The sequence below is a fragment of the Actinocrispum wychmicini genome, from assembly GCF_004345645.1.
Lineage (GTDB): Bacteria > Actinomycetota > Actinomycetes > Mycobacteriales > Pseudonocardiaceae > Kibdelosporangium > Kibdelosporangium wychmicini.
Map to the genome: position 1 here is coordinate 603,983 of NZ_SLWS01000003.1, position 15,115 is coordinate 619,097.

The following is a 15,115-nucleotide window of genomic DNA, read 5'->3' on the forward strand; positions in this document are numbered from 1 at the left end:
GGGGGTTGTGATGACGGACGTGGCCAAGCTCCGCGACCTGCTCAGGAAGGCGACCGCCGAGCTGTACCAGATGCGCGACCGGTTGCGGGACATGGCGGACCGGACGGTCGAGCCGATCGCGATCGTCGGCATGGGCTGCCGCTACCCCGGCGGGGTCGCCTCCCCTGAACAGCTCTGGGACCTGGTGGTCACCGGCCGGGACGCGATCTCCGAGTTCCCCACCGACCGCGGCTGGGATTTGGACGGCCTCTACGACCCGGACCCCGAGGCGACCGGGAAGTCGTACACCCGGCACGGCGGCTTCCTCGACGGCGCCGCCGGGTTCGACGCCGGATTCTTCGGCATCTCCCCCCGCGAGGCCCTGGCGATGGATCCCCAGCAGCGACTGCTGCTGGAGGTGTCCTGGGAGGCACTGGAGTCCGCGGGCATCCCGGCCGACACGTTGCGTGGTTCGCGGACCGGCGTGTTCACCGGCGTCATGTACCACGACTACCTGGCCAGGCTGCGGGAGATCCCGGCGGAGCTGGAAGGGCTGCTGGGCACCGGGGGAGCGGGCAGCGTCGCGTCCGGCCGGGTGTCGTACTCGTACGGGTTCGAAGGGCCGGCGGTGACTGTGGACACCGCGTGCTCGTCTTCCCTCGTAGCGTTGCACCTGGCCTGTCAGGCGTTGCGGCTGGAGGAGTGCACGCTGGCGTTGGCCGGGGGAGCGACCGTGATGGCCGGTCCGGCACCGTTCGTGGAGTTCAGCCGGCAACGCGGGTTGTCGCCGGACGGCCGGTGCCGGTCGTTCGCGTCGGCCGCGGACGGCGTCGGCTGGGCCGAGGGTGTCGGTGTGCTCGTGCTGGAGCGGCTGTCGGACGCCCAGCGCCTTGGCCACGACATCCTGGCCGTGGTCCGCGGTTCGGCCGTCAACCAGGACGGCGCCTCGAACGGGCTCACCGCCCCCAACGGCCCCTCACAGGAGCGCGTCATCCGCCAGGCGCTGGCGAATGTCCGAATGTCAACATTCGACATCGACGTGGCCGAAGGGCATGGCACAGGCACCGCGCTGGGCGACCCGATCGAGGCCCAGGCGTTGTTGTCAACATACGGACAAGGCCGTGAGCGGCCGCTGCTGCTGGGGTCGGTGAAGTCGAACATCGGACACGCGCAGGCGGCCGCCGGAGTGGCTGGTGTGATCAAGATGGTGCTGGGGATGCGGCACGGCGTGGTGCCCGCGACGCTGCACCTGGACACGCCTTCGTCCAAAGTGGACTGGTCGACGGGCGCGGTGTCCGTCGTCGGGTCGAACACGCCGTGGCCGGACACCGGGCGGCCACGGCGAGCAGCGGTGTCGTCCTTCGGCATCAGCGGGACGAACGCGCACGTACTCGTCGAGCAGGCCCCGGCCGCGGAAGCCCTGGCGGATCCGCCGGCCACCGACTTGACGCCGTGGCTGCTGTCGGCCAAGTCCAAGGAAGCCCTGCGCGCACAAGCCAAACGGCTGTTGTCGCACGTGGGCACGCACGACGACGATGCGGCGGACATCGCCCGATCGCTGGCGACGACACGAACCGTGTTCCGGTACCGGGCTGTGATCGTGGCCGCCGACCGCACCGACTTCCTACACGGCCTGGACGCGTTGGCCGGCGACCAACCCAGCGCCGGCTTGGCCACAGGGAGCGCGCTAGGCGGGAAGACCGCGTTCGTGTTCTCCGGCCAAGGCGCGCAACGCACCGCGATGGGACGCGAACTGCACGCCCGGTTCCCGGTGTTCGCGGACGTGTTCGACGATCTGTGCGCACGCCTGTCCGAGGGGCTCGGGTATTCGCTGCGGGATGTCGTGTTCGGCGAAGGCCTGCTCGACCAGACCGGGCACGCCCAACCTGCGCTGTTCGCGATCGAGGTCGCGTTGTACCGGCTGTTCGAGCACTGGGGTGTCCGGCCGGACTACGTCGCCGGGCATTCGATCGGCGAGCTCGCGGCGGCACACGTCGCCGGGCTGTTGTCCGCGCCGGACGCGTGTCGCCTGGTCGCGGCACGGGCCACGCTGACCCAGAACCTGCCCGCGGGTGGGGCGATGGTCGCGGTCCGAGCCGGCGAGGAGGAAGTACAGCCGCTGCTCGCCAATACTGACGTGGCGATCGCGGCGATCAACGGACCGAGTTCGCTCGTGCTGTCCGGCGCGTCCGAGGCGGTCATGGATCTGGCCAGTGTGTTGGCCGAGCGGGGGCACGACACCCGGCGGCTTCGGGTGAGCCACGCGTTCCACTCGCCCCTGGTGGAGCCGATGTTGCCCGCGTTGGCCGAAGTGGTGCGTGGTGTCTCGTTCGGTGACCTGACCGTTCCGATCGTGTCCACATTGACCGGGAAGACGGCGACCCGGGACGACATGAGCTCACCGGAGTACTGGACACGGCAGATGCGCGAGCCCGTGCGGTTCGCCGACAGCGTGCGGTTCCTGTCCGCGGAAGGCGTGCGTTGCTTCCTGGAGTTGGGGCCGGACGCCGTCCTCGTGCCGATGATCCAGGACTGCGTGACCGAGCCCGTGGTGACCGCGCCCGCCCTACGCCGTGACCGACCGGAAGAAGCCGCCGTCACCACGGCACTGGCCGCTATGTACGCCCATCGGCCCGAGCTGATCGACGTGCCCGGCCGCCGGATACCACTGCCCACCTACGCCTTCCAACACCAACGGTTCTGGCTGGAATCCAGCGGCACGGTCACCTACAGCAGCACCGGGCTCGACGACACCGCCGAGGAAACCCTGCTGCAGCGGCTGGACGGCCTCACCGACACCGAGCAAACAGCCCTGCTCGTGAGCCACGTCCGCGCCGAGGCGTCCACGGTGATGGGACACCAGGCGCCGGACGCGATCCAGGAGGACGACGACTTCCTGGACATCGGGTTCACCTCGATGACCGTGGTGGAACTGCGCAACCGGCTGCGCGCCGCGACCGGGCTGGAACTGCCGATGAGCGTCATCTTCGACTACCCGACCCCTCGGGACGTCGCCGAGTACATGCGCGTCGAGTTGGCCAGCCAGTGAAAGGGGTGCCATGAGCCACCAGGAGTTCCGGCGTGCGGTGGAGCTGCACGACCGTGAGTTGATCAGCGCCGCGCTCGCGCCCGACGTCGTCGTCCACAGCCCGGTCACCGCCCGCCCCTTCACCGGCAAGGACGTCGTGACCAAGCTGATCTACGCCGCCCGCGCCGGTGTCGACGGATTCGTGTACACCGACGAGATCCTGGCCGACGGCGTGGCCGGCCTGATCTTCAAGGGCAAGATCAAGGGCCGCCCGGCCGAAGGCATGGACCTGGTCCGGCTGACCGACACCGGCCTGGTGTACGACCTGACCGTGATGATCCGCCCGCTCTTCGCCGGCGCCGCCTTCAACGAGGTGATGGCCCCGGTGGTGGCCGAACTGCTTGGTTGACCCTGTGTTCGTCATGGGTGAACCGGACCATGTTCACCCGCCATGTCGTGGCCCGTTCACTGTCCCCGGCACAAAGGTTTTGGGAACGTAAAGCCGTGCCGCGGCCGGCAGCCCCGAAGGCCGTGCTGGGGATTGGGGTGCGATGCGTATCAAAGTACTTGGGCCGATGGAGGTCTCCCGGGACGAGCACCTGATCACGCCGACCGCGACCAAACACAGGCAGCTGTTGGCCCTGCTCGCGTTGAACGCCGGCCAGGTGGTGTCGGTGCGTACGTTGTTCGAGGAGCTGTGGGGGAGCGAGCCACCGAACACCGCGGACCAGACGCTGCGGACGTACATCCTCCATCTGCGCCGCAGGATCGGCCGGCAGGCCAAGGAGGTGCTGGTCACCCGGCACGGCGGCTACCAGCTGGACCTCGCCGCGGGTGACCTGGACACCCAGGTGTACGAGCGGCTGGCCACCGAGGGGCGATTAGCCAACGACCAGGGCCGGACCGAGGCGGCGTCCCGGCTGTTGCGGTCGGCGCTGGAGGTCTGGCGCGGACCGGCGTTGGTCGACGTCCATGTCGGACTGCCGATGAGTGTGCACGTCAACCGGCTCGACGAGAGCAAGCTCGGTGTCCTGGAGGCGTGGATCGACACGGATCTGCGGCTCGGCCGCCACCAGTTGCTGCTCAGTGAGCTGGCGGAGCTGACCGCCCGGTTCCCGATGCACGAACGACTGTGCGGCCAGTACATGATCGCCCAGTACCGCTCCGGGCGGCAGTGGCGGGCGCTGGAGATCTTCCGCACCCTGCGCCACAACCTGGTCGCCGAACTGGGGGTGGAGCCGTCCGCGGGCATGCAGCACCTGCAGCGCGCGATCCTGAACGCGGACCCCCGGCTCAACGATCCGATCACCGTCGTAGCCTCGGCCTGGTGAGGATCGATATCGACTTGACGCACACTCGGTGGCGGCCGGCAACGTGGCCGAAACACGCGGCCGTCATCGTGCACCCGTGATCACAATGGTGGGCGTTCCCGCCCGCAACGAAGCCACGACCATCGAGTCCGTGGCGCGCGCCGCCGACGCCGGCCTGAAGGACCTGGGCACGGCGCACAACAGCATGATCGTGCTTGCCGACAACGGCAGCACGGACGGCACACCCACGCGGTTCCTCGAAGCCGCGACCAGGACCCGCCAACTGGTCATCCAGTCCGGCGGTACGGGCACCGGGAAGGGCACCAACGTGCTCGCCCTGATGCGCGCGGCCCTCGAACACGGCGCCGCCCACCTGATCCTGCTGGACGCCGACGTCCGGTCGGGCGAGGCGGCGTGGATCGCCCGGCTCGGCTCGGCGGTCGACGGCGACACCCCGACCCTGGCGGTGCCTACCTACCGCCGTAACCGGTACGAGGCGAACACCACCAACCACCTGGCCAGCCCGCTGGTGGCGGCCCTGTTCGGCGCGCCGCTGCAGCAGCCGATCGGCGGCGAGTTCGCGATGAACCGGGCCCTGCTGGAACAAGCCCGCCACTGGCCAGCGCCGGCGAGCGCGTCGCTGTACGGGATCGACATCTGGCTGACGACGAACGCCCTGCGCGAAGGCCACCGAGTGGTCGAGGTGCCCCTCGGCGTGAAGCTGCACAACTCGCCGTTCCCCAAGATCCTGTCCCTGCCCCAGCAGGTCCTCGACGCCCTGTTCCACGTCACGCTCCGCCTGGACCGCCCCCGTCCGGCCGAAATGGACATGCGCATGTCCCGAAGGTCCGCGGTGGACACCGAGGCCCGCAAACAGGACCCGGCGACGGTGGCCAAGGTGGTGAAAGCGGCCGCCGGTTACCTGGCGACCCATCACGCCGTGGTCAGCAGTATGTTCCCGACCGTCGCCGGCCTGCGGGTCGCGCCCTGGGGACACCGGATCCTCACCCAGGACTGGCCGCACATCCTGGCCGACGGCGTGGAAGCGCTCGCCCGGGGACAGTTCCAGCCGGCCCGCGACCACCTGATCGCCCTGTACATCAACCGAGTCCTGAGCTTCTGGGACGAGATAGCCGACCTGACCGGCGCGGAGATCGACGCCCTCCTGGACCGCCAAGCCACGGAGACGGTGAAAGCGGTGGCAGACCGCCCGATCACCTTCACCGGAGTGACCCAGGCGACCGGGTTCGACCGCGGCACCTGGACCGCCATCTCTTGACCCCGGCGTCAACTCGCCAACGCGTGTTCGGCCGCGGCGATGTTGGCGCGCCAGCGGTCCAGGTAGTTCTGGGCTACGGTGCCAGGTTTCTCGCCTCGGGTGAAGGCTTTCATGGCGCTCGCGCCGGCGTCGTAGCCGAGGGCGAGCAGTTCGTCGTGCGTGTACGGGCCTGGCCACTTCGGCGGCAGCTGGGTGGCCAGGTCGTGCAGGAACCAGGCGGCCGCCTTGATCGCGAGGTCGGGGTCGTCGGGGAGGTCCTGCCAGTCGCGGGTGGCGAAGTCGCGGCCTCGGCGAGTGTCGTCGAAGGCCGCCTTGTGCATGTTGGCGATGCCGAAGGCGGCGTCCGGCTTGATTTTCTGCCAGGCGCGCTCGGTTTCTGGATCGTGTGGTTTGTCTGATTCGTTGTACAGGATCGCCATCAGCAGCGTGGGATTCACCGCCGCATTTCGGGCGTATTCACGGACTTTCGACGCATACCGGGCAGGGTCCTGCGGACTCGCTATCGCGGAGCTGGCAGGACTCGGCGACGGCGGTGGTGTTGCGTCCGTGCTCTGGCAGCCGGCCAGGGCCAGGAGCGCCACCACCGCACAGGCCAGCCGAGCCCGCAGCACGTCTAGTCGTGGCCCTGGCGGGCGGCGAGCTGGGTGCGCAGGTCCTCCACCTGCTGCTGCATCCGCGCCAGCCGGGCCTGGTCGTCCGTGGACGCCGACGCCGACGTGGAGGCAGGGGGCTCCTCCTCGTCGTCCTTCCGCAGGCCCTTGGTCTCCGCTTTCAGGATGCGCAGGGAACGTCCCACTGAACGCGCGGTGTCCGGCAGCCGTTTCGATCCGAAGACCAGAAGGACGACGATGCACAGGATCAACAGGTGCGGCCAGCCCAACCCGTTTGCGAAATTCATGGCATTCCTTCACGATCTCTTGACCGAATTGTGTTTCCCACCGCCGAAATCGTAGCGCCCGAATTCGCCGCCTGGATACGACCCACGCGGTAGTGATCATCCACACTTGGTGTATGCGGTATACGATCTACTAGTATGGCTGTATTATGAAGACACACGACCACGGAGCGCGGTCAGCACAGCTCAGACACAGAACGTTCCCGGCGGAACCGGCCCGACAGGCGGGCACACCGACACCGCCGGCCTGTTCACCAGCCACCCCAAGACCAGCCACCTCAAAGATCCCTCGTGATTGATCCTTAACCAGGCCCCGGCATCACGAGTCATCATCGTCAGACGACGAACGCCCGGTATGCCGTTGTCGTCGATACGCCCATCCGGCCACCACCCCGTAGACGACTGCCCCCAGCGACAACCCCACCCCGCGCCAGGGCACCGGGTCACCAATCCACGCCGCCGCACCCATCACTGCCAGACTGCAACTGAGCAGCGCATGCCGCTGCCACCGCCATCGCGGCCCTGGTGCCCTGTGCGCCACAACTCAATCATGAACAAGAAGTCGATCCGCCGTTGAGCGACACGTTAGAGTTGGGGCCGCGCCGGTCGGATTCAGGGGGTGCGATGCTCCGGCTGTTACCCGTCCTGGCGGTGCTGGCGTTCGTCGCCACCATGGTGTCCGCCGCGACGTCCCCCACGGTCGCGGCCACCCCGGACGGCCGGTCCGTCCGACTCGCCACGTTCAACATCTACGGCAACGTCGGCCACCAGGGCCGGGCGGACTGGGTGCCGGACGCCGTCGACGAGGTGCTGCGGCCCGCGCCGACCGCGTTGGCGTTGCAGGAGGCCTGCCGCAACCAGGCCCAGGAGTTCGCCGACCGCCTCGGCGGACGGATGGAGTTCCTGACGTTGATGCCACACCGGTGTGACAACGGCGCGGACTTCGGCGACGCGGTGGTGTATCGGGGGCCGGCGAACGGCACGGCGGTCCGCCGGATCCTGCCGGGCCTGGACGAGGAGGACGAGCCCCGCGGCCTGATCTGCGTTCCCCTCAGGCCGCACGGGCGCCCGATGATGTTCTGCTCGGTCCACCTCTCGCTCGACCCGGGGCGTCGCCTCGCCCAGACCACCGTGCTGGCCGACGCGGAGGCGGGCCGACGGCCGGACACGCCGCCGTTGGGGGAGTGGGGCCAGGTCGTGCTGGCCGGCGACTTCAACGCCGAACCCACCAGCCGTGAGCTGGATCCGTTGTACGACACCATAGGCGCGATGGAAGCCCTCGGGCCGCGCGGCCGGTTCGCCCAGCCGACCCACGGCGACGGCAAGATCGACTACATCTTCACGTGGCGGGCGAAGGGGTCGTTCGAGTACACGAACGCGATCCCGTGCCGATACAGCGACCACAGTCTGTACACCAGCGAGTTCACCTTCTGAGGGCCAGGGCCGCCCACCGATAACGCAGCCGCAGCACGAGCGGCCCGTCCGCCGGCCTGGCCTCCCGTAAGCCGGTCGGCGCCTGACCGAACGCCGCCCGCACCGCGCGGTTGAACTGCCGAACACGGGGGATAGCCCGTCGCGGCTGGACATCGCGCGGTAGCAGATCTCGAAGTCGAGCATCTGTCCATTGTCGACAGTCAAGGCCCTGGTGTCCGGCCATGATCGAGTATGGTCGGTTCAGTCGAGACTTTATTCATGACTACGGCAACAGTGAAAAACATAAGTGACAAAACTACACAACAGGCAATGACCGAAGCCGTTCCCCGAGCCACGACATCGCTCGGGGAACGGGGGAGGTCACATCACAGGCCGGCCAGCTGTGTCAACGTCTGGTTGGCCGTCGGCCAACTCGTGCTCTGCGCGGCAGCGGTCTGCGCGTGCAGCTTGTCGAGTTCCATGTCGACACCGCCGTTGTAGGCCGTGCAGTACCACACCCTCTTGTGGACGTCGGGGTCGAGGATGTTGATGCAGCCCGGGGCCAGGCTGGTGCTGATCTGCTGGTTGGTGGAGCGAAGGACCGGGATGAAGCTCGCGTTGCTCAGGCCCGCGCGGCTGCGGGTGATCAGGGCGATCGGGCCGACGGCGTTGGCGGAGAAGCCGAGCTGGTCCTTGGCGCCCTTGTCGGTGACCGTGGTCACCAGGCTGTTGATGAGGTTCGAGCAGGACGTCGCGTGCAGGGCGAACACCTGCTGGTTGTCCGGGGTCAGGAACTGGAAGTTGGGGAAGTCCACGACTGCGTCCTGCGCGCAGGCCTGCGCGTCGGCGGCGGCGATCGCGTCGATGTGGCTGATGATCGCGGTCTGGGCGCCCTGGATGGCGTTGAGGATCTTGTTGACGGCGCCGTCGACGGAACTGCCGCCTGAGGCGAAGCTCTTGTACGCGTCGTACGCGGCTTTGGCCGCCTGGATAATGGTGATGACGTCGACATTCGGGTGGGCTGTGTCGCGTGTGGACGGCGCCGCCTGTGCTGGGGCGACGCCGAGCGCGGTCGTGATGGCGACGATGCAGGTGATCAGTCTTCGCTTCACGGTGCTTGTGCCTCTCTGGAAATGGACATCGAGCCGAGGCCACCGTCGGACGATTGGGCGAAGGCGGCCACGCACTCCGATACGTCGTGGGGTTACAGGATTTGACAGGTAGGAAATCTCCTACCTATGGTGGGTGGCATGTCGAACGCAACTGACCGGTTCCGCCGTACCGCCGAGGGCTTCCTGGCCCGCATCGAGGCTGTCCCGCCGGACAAGTGGAACACACGCACCCCATGTCCACAGTGGACGGCCCGGGAGGTGGTGCTGCATGTGATCAACGAGCAGCGCCGGAACCTGGCCACGGTCCGGGGTGTCGAGCCGCGGCCGCTGCACGGCGTCGGCGTGGCTGAGATGGGGCAGTTGCCCGAGGCCGACGCGGACGCCGATCTGGCCGCGGCGTGGCGGGAGATAGGGGAGGGGCTGACGGCGGCGATCGCCGATCCGGCATGTGCCGAGGTGCCCATTCCGTCACCGATGGGGCCGGTGCCGTTCGGCACCATGGCGGACGCGATGCCCGAGGATGTCCTGATCCACACCTGGGACCTGGCGCGGGCCACCGGCGGCGACGAGAAGCTGGACGAGGACGTGGTGCACCACGTCTACGAGCATTTCAAGCCGATGGACGAGGTGCTCCGCCAGCCGTGGGCGTTCGGCCCGAAGGTCACCCCGCCCGCGGACGCCGACCTGCAGACCGAGTTCCTATGCTTCGTCGGCCGCAACCCCTGACCATGTTTCGAGGGACTCCCACGCGCTGAGTCGCCGGGCGCTGGTGAACCGGCGGTGCTCGCCGGTCAACGGGTCGTCGAAGGCGAGGACCTGGGCCAGCAGCTGCAACGGCCGCGTGAAGTCGTCGAGCGGTTTCTCGCGCAGGGTGGGGTAGAAGTCGTCGCCGAGGATGGGTACACCCAGCCCGCTCATGTGGACGCGCAGCTGATGGGTTCGGCCGGTGGCCGGTACGAGCCGGTACCGGCCGAGCCCGTCCCGGTGTTCCATCAGCTCGATGTCGGTGTGTGCGTTGGGTTCGCCGGGGATTTCTTGTGCGACAAGGATTCCACGTTCCTTCACGATCCGGCTGGTCACCGTCCGCGGCAGCCGCAGCGCGGGATCGTGGCGCGCGATGGCCTGGTATTCCTTGTGTACCTTGCGATCCCGGAACAACGTCTGGTACGCGCCGCGGGCGGACGGGGTCACCACGAACATCATCAGGCCGGCGGTGACGCGGTCCAGCCGGTGCGCCGGCGACAGCTGGGGGAGCTCCAACTCGCGACGCAGCCGGACCAACGCGGTTTCCTGGATGTGCTTGCCGCGCGGGATGGCCGCCAGGAAATGCGGTTTGTCCACGACCACGAGGTGGTCGTCCCGATGGACGACCGGGATTGGGAACGGCACGGGCACCTCGTCCGGCAGGTCCCGGTGAAACCAGATGAACGTGCCGGGGGAGTATCGGGTGTCCACGGCCAAGGGGCCGTCGCTGCCGAAGATGCGTCCCTCACACAACATTTGTTCCAGTCGCTCCGGATCCACCCTGGGCAGCCGGTCGACGAGGTGTTCCAGCAGCGTGCTCCACGGCCCTTCCAGCGGGAGCTTCAGCCGGGCCGCGTCCAGGCCGTGCCGGGGCGGGATGGGGGAGGTGGGCCTGCGTCGCATCGGGTCAGCCGGCCTGGGCGGCGAGCAGCGCGACCGCGCCCTCGACGGCCTGGTCGAACGCCTCGGGGTCGTTGGCCGCCTTAGCGAGCACGTATCCGCCCTGCACCACGGCGGCGATCATGGCCGCGGTCCGGTCCGGGTCGAGCGTCTCGTCGAACTCGCCGCGGTCGCGTCCTTCGCCGACCACCCGGGCCAGGTTTTCGCGGAGCCATCGGAACATCTCGTCGACCGGGCCACGCAGGTCCGGGTCGGCGACCACTCCCGGGTCCTGGGTGAGCCGGCCGATCGGGCATCCCATCAGCGCGTCGCGGTCGCGGCGCAGGTACGCGGTGATCCGTTCGGTGGCCGTGCCCGGCCCGTCGAGGAGGGCGCTCACGTCGGCCCGCATCTGCGCGGCGGTACGGTCGATGGCGGTTCGGGCCAGGTCCGCTTTGCCGCGGAAGTGGTGGTACATGCTGCCCTGGCCGACGTCCGCCCGTGCCATGATGACTTTCGGGCTCATGCCGACATAGCCGCGTTCCCAGAGCAGTTCCCGGGTGCTTTCGATGAGCCGGTCCGCGGTGTCCACGAGGTAACTGTACATAACAGTAGTTACAAGACCGCTTTGCCTCGGGCTCGGTGGCCGTGATCTGCTGTGCGCGTGAGTGAAGCGTTGACCGAAGGTTTCGCGGTGACCCAGCGGCGGTACGTGCCGCATTCCCATGCCCACTACGGCGGCAGCCTGGTGGACGGCGCCTACGGGCTGGGGATGTTCGGGGACGTGGCGACCGAGATGATGATCCGGACGGACGGCGACGAGGGCCTGTTCGCCGGCTACGCCTCGGTGGAGTTCGTCGCGGCGATCCAGGCGGGCGACGTGATCGAGGCGACCGGCACCCTGGTCCGGGTCGGGAACCGGTCCCGGGAGATCACCTTCGAGGCCCGGGTGGTGTGTCGGGCCGCTCCTGAGCGGGGTCCGTCTGCGGCGGACGTCCTGGCGCCGCCGGTGGTCGTGACGCGGGCGCGCGGGACCGTGGTGGTGCCTGCGAAGTAGGGGTCAGGGCCGCAGTCGCCGTTCGCTGAGGGCGGCGAGCGCGCCGGAGTTCTCGGCCAGATGCCGGACCTGGTCGAGGAAGGCGGAGGCGCCGGAGCCGAGTGCCGCCCTGAGTTCGCGGTTGACGTGGGCGCGGGCGCGGCGGGTGGCGTAGATCGCGGCCCAGCCTTTCTCGGTGAGGTCGACCAGCCGGGTGCGTTGGTCCTCGGGCGCGGGGGTGCGGCTGACGTATCCCTTGCGCTCCATCTCGATGACGGTCTTGGAGACGCCCTGCGCGGTGATCCCGAGCTTGCCGGCCAGGTCGCCGATGCTGACCGGCCCGTGCTGCAGATGCTGGACCAGGTAGCCGTCGGACGGCCGCAGGTCGCCGTATCCGGCGTCGGCCAGGGCGGCGGTGATCTCCGCCTGCGTGGTCGACGCCAGTGCGGCGAACAGCAGGACCAGGTCGTCACCGAGGGGTTCGGGCATGGTCACGACCCCAGCATAGTTGCGCAACTTCGGTTGAATATCCGGCGCGCCGGTAGAGTCGTCCTGGTGGATCTTGCGGGAGGCTGGGACAGCGCGGCGACCCTCGTCGACGGACGGTGGATCGAGCGACGGCCGCGTCGTCCCGAGGTGGCCGACCAACTCCGCCGGGAGACCAGGCTGATGCCCCGGCTGGCACCCCGGCTGCCGCTCCCGGTGCCCGTCCCGTGGGTCATGTCAGACGATCCCGTGATCGTCCGGCACGATCTCGTCCCCGGCGAACCCCTCGAACACCCGACCGCCGCACACGGCCACACACTGGGATTCTTCCTCCGCGCCTTGCACGACTGTCCTGTGGACGACGCGATTCGCCACGGCCTGAAGACCTCCGCGGACGCGGCCGGCGAGCACGCGGAGATCGTCGACCGGTTCCGGGCGCAGGTCGTCCCGATGATGCCGGCCGAGCACCGGAACGCGGGCCTGGCCCTGCTTGACGAGGTGGGGGAGTGGACGGGCGACACCGTGGTCCACGGCGATCTCGGCCCCGAGCACGTCCTGACCAGCGAGGGCGCCATCACTGGCGTGATCGACTTCGGCGACGCCCACGCCGGGGACGCGGCGATAGACCTGGCCTGGGCGCTGAACGGCACGCTGCCCGCGTTCGCCGAGGCGCTGGGCGCGGCCTACGGCGTGACCGACAGCCAACGTGAGCGCGCACTGGCGTGGCACCGGCTCGGCCCGTGGTACGAAGTCACGTACGGCTTGGACACCAACGACTCCGACACTGTCCACAACGGACTCGACGGGCTGGTCCGCAGGTTGTTCAGTTGAGGTCGGTCGGGCAGCCGAGTGCGGCGCCGATGCCGGCGAGGGACGCGGCGAAGGCCGCACGGGTGCGGTCGTCGAATCCGACGAAGAACCGATTGGCCAGCGGTACACCCCAGCGGCCCCAGCGGGCCGCGTTGTAGACGCGATGGGTGATCAGGGTTCCGCGCGGGTGGGACTCGAGTGCGTATTCGCCGCGGTACCACCAACCGCCCTGGTAGGCGATCGTCCGCTCGGCCCGGTCGACCTCGATCGTCGTGTCGGGTACGAACAGCGGGGTGGACTTGTCCGTCAGCAGCAGGTCGGCGACCTTGGACAAGGGAGCTTCGACCACGCCCGCGATCTCGAAGAGGAGCTTGTTCACCGGGTCACGGCCGGAACTTGGGCTCGTGCCTTGACGGCCAGGTACACCGTCCAGGCGAAGCCGGCCACGAGCGACACGCGCTCGGCGAGTCCGGCGGGTGCCGGCCGCCAGGTTCCGGCGTAGTCGAGACCGGCCAGGACACCGGCCGCGGCCCAGCCGACCAGGGTGGTGATGCCGCAGGTCAGCGCGAAAGGCCTGGCGAAGCGCCGCGCGTAGACGATGGCGGCGGCCGCAATGGCGAAGAAACAGACCGGCCCGGCGATGTTGTGCAGCACGCCGTGCCAGGTGATCGCCGCTTCGGTGCCGGGCGGGTAGCCGAGCCCGGGATCGATGGTGAACACCCCGCCGGCGACCAGCGCGACTCCGCTGGCGGTGACCAGCCGTGGCCCCCAGACCGAGCCGGGCCCGTCCGGGAAGGCGGCGCGCAGGCCGCGGCCGAAAGCCGCGATCAGCGTGCCGCTGACCAGAAAGGCGGCGATCTGGATCCAGCCGGCGTCGGTCAGCGACAGCAGGCTGATCCAGTGCCGCGACGGTTGGTAGCCGGGCCGGACGCTCTGCTCGACCAGCCACACCAGCGTGAACAGGACCGGTCCGGCGATCCCGCCCGATAACAGCACACGGCGCATTACCTTCCCCGTTCATTATCTGAGTCATGCAGATACTGACAGGTGCAGAGTATGCGCATGTAAGATGGCGTCGTGTCAACCCCCGTTCCCGGCGGCCGCGCGGCCCTGGTGACCCGCCTGCAGGACGAACTGGTCCAGGCCGTCGCGGACGGAATCCTGCTGCAGCAGGCCGTCGCCGACCGGCTCGGACTGAGCCTTGGCGACTTCAAGTGCCTGACCGTGCTCGGCGAGACCGGGCACGCCACCGCCGGCGACATCGCGACCAGGACCGGCCTGACCACCGGTGCCGTCACCCGCATGATCGACCGGCTGGAACGGGCCGGCTGGGTCGTCCGCGAGCACGACCTGACCGACCGGCGCCGCGTGATCGTCCGGCCGGTGCCCGAGCGGCAGGCTGAGATCCTGCCGTTGTTCCAGGGGATGTCGGCGGGCTGGGCGGAGGCCCTGGCCGACTACCCCGACGAGCAGATCGCGTTGGTCCTGGACCTGTTCGAGCGCATGCGCGAGGTCGCGCGCGAACAGGCCGCGTTGATCCGCGACCAAGCCACCTCAGGACGTGGCCGCGATCCGAGCCCGTAGTCCTTCGGCGAACGTGTGTGCCGCGCCCAGGTCGGCGGCGTTGGGTCGGCCCTTCTGGATACCGCCGACGGGCTTGAACGGAAGCCACGTGTCGAACCCGCGGCACGAGAAGGTGTCGACGACCTCGAACCCCTTCCGCTCGACCAGCCGGACCAGGGGCCGGGAGAAGCGCTGGAACCGCGCTTCGGGAAGCCCGCTGGTGGCGAAGACGAACGCCTTGTGGCGCGGCTCCTGGGGGAGTGCCTGGACGAACTCACGCAGCTGCGCGTGGAACGCGCCCAGGAAGATCCCGGAGCCGAATCCCACCAGGTCGTAGCTGGCGAGCCCGGCGACGTCGACCTGGTCGGGGGCGACCACGGTGGCCCGCAGGACCTGGCCCATGACCTCGGCGACCCGCTGGGTGTTGCCGTGGGACACGGACGTGCACACGATGATGGCCTTCATGACGATGCTCCTTTCATCCCGCTCGTCCCTGAAGACACCGGCCACCGCCGAAGCGTGACAGCCCCACGATGTGAACCCGGACACCGAGGACGCGAGATTGACAGGTCGATTGAGGG

At 68.9% G+C, this 15,115-nt stretch carries 18 protein-coding genes; 9 read left to right on the top strand and 9 right to left on the bottom strand.

Annotation, left to right across the window (positions count from 1 at the left end):
• Positions 1-10: 10 nt before the first annotated feature.
• From EV192_RS16655 to EV192_RS16670, 4 genes are all read left to right on the top strand, one after another.
• Positions 11-3,028 carry a type I polyketide synthase gene (locus tag EV192_RS16655; protein ID WP_207926084.1) on the top strand — a complete coding sequence of 1,006 codons (3,018 nt, stop codon included), beginning with the start codon at positions 11-13 and terminating at the stop codon, positions 3,026-3,028.
• A gap of 10 nt (positions 3,029-3,038) precedes the next feature.
• The gene (locus EV192_RS16660; protein WP_132116174.1) at positions 3,039-3,416 is read left to right on the top strand and encodes a nuclear transport factor 2-like protein; all 378 of its coding nucleotides are present in this window, start codon (positions 3,039-3,041) and stop codon (positions 3,414-3,416) included.
• A gap of 142 nt (positions 3,417-3,558) precedes the next feature.
• Complete coding sequence (locus EV192_RS16665) at positions 3,559-4,338, top strand: AfsR/SARP family transcriptional regulator (RefSeq protein WP_132116176.1); 780 nt, start codon at positions 3,559-3,561, stop codon at positions 4,336-4,338.
• Positions 4,339-4,423: 85 nt separating this feature from the next.
• Positions 4,424-5,596: a glycosyltransferase gene (locus EV192_RS16670; RefSeq protein ID WP_132116810.1), complete on the top strand. Its 1,173-nt coding sequence runs from the start codon at positions 4,424-4,426 to the stop codon at positions 5,594-5,596.
• Positions 5,597-5,604: 8 nt separating this feature from the next.
• On the opposite strand, the gene EV192_RS16675 is transcribed toward EV192_RS16670, so the two are convergent.
• Together EV192_RS16675 and tatA are read right to left on the bottom strand one after the other, a co-directional pair.
• Entirely contained in the window at positions 5,605-6,207 is a 603-nt protein-coding gene (locus EV192_RS16675; protein WP_132116178.1) for a transglycosylase SLT domain-containing protein, read from the bottom strand.
• 2 nt (positions 6,208-6,209) lie between these two features.
• A complete protein-coding gene (gene tatA, locus EV192_RS16680) occupies positions 6,210-6,494 on the bottom strand; it encodes a Sec-independent protein translocase subunit TatA (RefSeq protein WP_132116180.1) in 285 nt (94 codons plus the stop codon).
• A 621-nt stretch (positions 6,495-7,115) separates the two neighbouring features.
• Here tatA and EV192_RS16685 point away from each other — a divergent pair.
• Positions 7,116-7,925, top strand: a complete 810-nt coding sequence (locus EV192_RS16685) for an endonuclease/exonuclease/phosphatase family protein (RefSeq protein WP_132116182.1) — start codon at positions 7,116-7,118, stop codon at positions 7,923-7,925.
• Positions 7,926-8,290: 365 nt separating this feature from the next.
• Here the strand turns inward: EV192_RS16685 and EV192_RS16690 are convergent, their stop codons facing one another.
• Positions 8,291-9,016 carry a hypothetical protein gene (locus EV192_RS16690; protein ID WP_132116184.1) on the bottom strand — a complete coding sequence of 242 codons (726 nt, stop codon included), beginning with the start codon at positions 9,014-9,016 and terminating at the stop codon, positions 8,291-8,293.
• A 138-nt stretch (positions 9,017-9,154) separates the two neighbouring features.
• Here EV192_RS16690 and EV192_RS16695 point away from each other — a divergent pair, with 138 nt between their 5' ends.
• On the top strand, positions 9,155-9,742 hold the full coding sequence (locus EV192_RS16695; protein ID WP_132116186.1) for a TIGR03086 family metal-binding protein: 588 nt from the start codon (positions 9,155-9,157) through the stop codon (positions 9,740-9,742).
• Here the strand turns inward: EV192_RS16695 and EV192_RS16700 are convergent.
• Both EV192_RS16700 and EV192_RS16705 read right to left on the bottom strand, forming a co-directional pair.
• Complete coding sequence (locus EV192_RS16700; protein ID WP_132116188.1) at positions 9,716-10,663, bottom strand: pseudouridine synthase; 948 nt, start codon at positions 10,661-10,663, stop codon at positions 9,716-9,718. The genes EV192_RS16695 and EV192_RS16700 overlap by 27 nt on opposite strands.
• 4 nt (positions 10,664-10,667) lie before the next feature.
• On the bottom strand, positions 10,668-11,231 hold the full coding sequence (locus EV192_RS16705) for a TetR/AcrR family transcriptional regulator (protein WP_132116190.1): 564 nt from the start codon (positions 11,229-11,231) through the stop codon (positions 10,668-10,670).
• A 72-nt stretch (positions 11,232-11,303) separates the two neighbouring features.
• Here EV192_RS16705 and kal point away from each other — a divergent pair, with 72 nt between their 5' ends.
• The gene (kal, locus tag EV192_RS16710; protein WP_207926085.1) at positions 11,304-11,696 is read left to right on the top strand and encodes a 3-aminobutyryl-CoA ammonia lyase; all 393 of its coding nucleotides are present in this window, start codon (positions 11,304-11,306) and stop codon (positions 11,694-11,696) included.
• Positions 11,697-11,699: 3 nt separating this feature from the next.
• Here the strand turns inward: kal and EV192_RS55785 are convergent, their stop codons facing one another.
• Positions 11,700-12,164, bottom strand: coding sequence for a MarR family winged helix-turn-helix transcriptional regulator (locus EV192_RS55785; RefSeq protein WP_132116194.1), 465 nt, complete (start codon positions 12,162-12,164; stop codon positions 11,700-11,702).
• Between the two features lie 66 nt (positions 12,165-12,230).
• Here EV192_RS55785 and EV192_RS16720 point away from each other — a divergent pair, with 66 nt between their 5' ends.
• Positions 12,231-12,992, top strand: a complete 762-nt coding sequence (locus tag EV192_RS16720; protein WP_165960387.1) for a phosphotransferase family protein — start codon at positions 12,231-12,233, stop codon at positions 12,990-12,992.
• Here the strand turns inward: EV192_RS16720 and EV192_RS16725 are convergent.
• Both EV192_RS16725 and EV192_RS16730 read right to left on the bottom strand, forming a co-directional pair.
• Positions 12,985-13,350 carry a hypothetical protein gene (locus EV192_RS16725; RefSeq protein ID WP_132116198.1) on the bottom strand — a complete coding sequence of 122 codons (366 nt, stop codon included), beginning with the start codon at positions 13,348-13,350 and terminating at the stop codon, positions 12,985-12,987. The two genes, EV192_RS16720 and EV192_RS16725, sit on opposite strands and share 8 nt — an antisense overlap.
• A complete protein-coding gene (locus EV192_RS16730) occupies positions 13,347-13,976 on the bottom strand; it encodes a DUF998 domain-containing protein (protein WP_132116200.1) in 630 nt (209 codons plus the stop codon). The genes EV192_RS16725 and EV192_RS16730 overlap by 4 nt, the downstream gene beginning before the upstream one ends.
• A 72-nt stretch (positions 13,977-14,048) precedes the next feature.
• Here EV192_RS16730 and EV192_RS16735 point away from each other — a divergent pair, with 72 nt between their 5' ends.
• Positions 14,049-14,555, top strand: a complete 507-nt coding sequence (locus EV192_RS16735; protein WP_132116202.1) for a MarR family winged helix-turn-helix transcriptional regulator — start codon at positions 14,049-14,051, stop codon at positions 14,553-14,555.
• Here the strand turns inward: EV192_RS16735 and EV192_RS16740 are convergent.
• A complete protein-coding gene (locus EV192_RS16740; RefSeq protein WP_132116204.1) occupies positions 14,526-14,999 on the bottom strand; it encodes a flavodoxin family protein in 474 nt (157 codons plus the stop codon). The genes EV192_RS16735 and EV192_RS16740 overlap by 30 nt on opposite strands.
• Between the last annotated feature and the right edge of the window lie 116 nt (positions 15,000-15,115).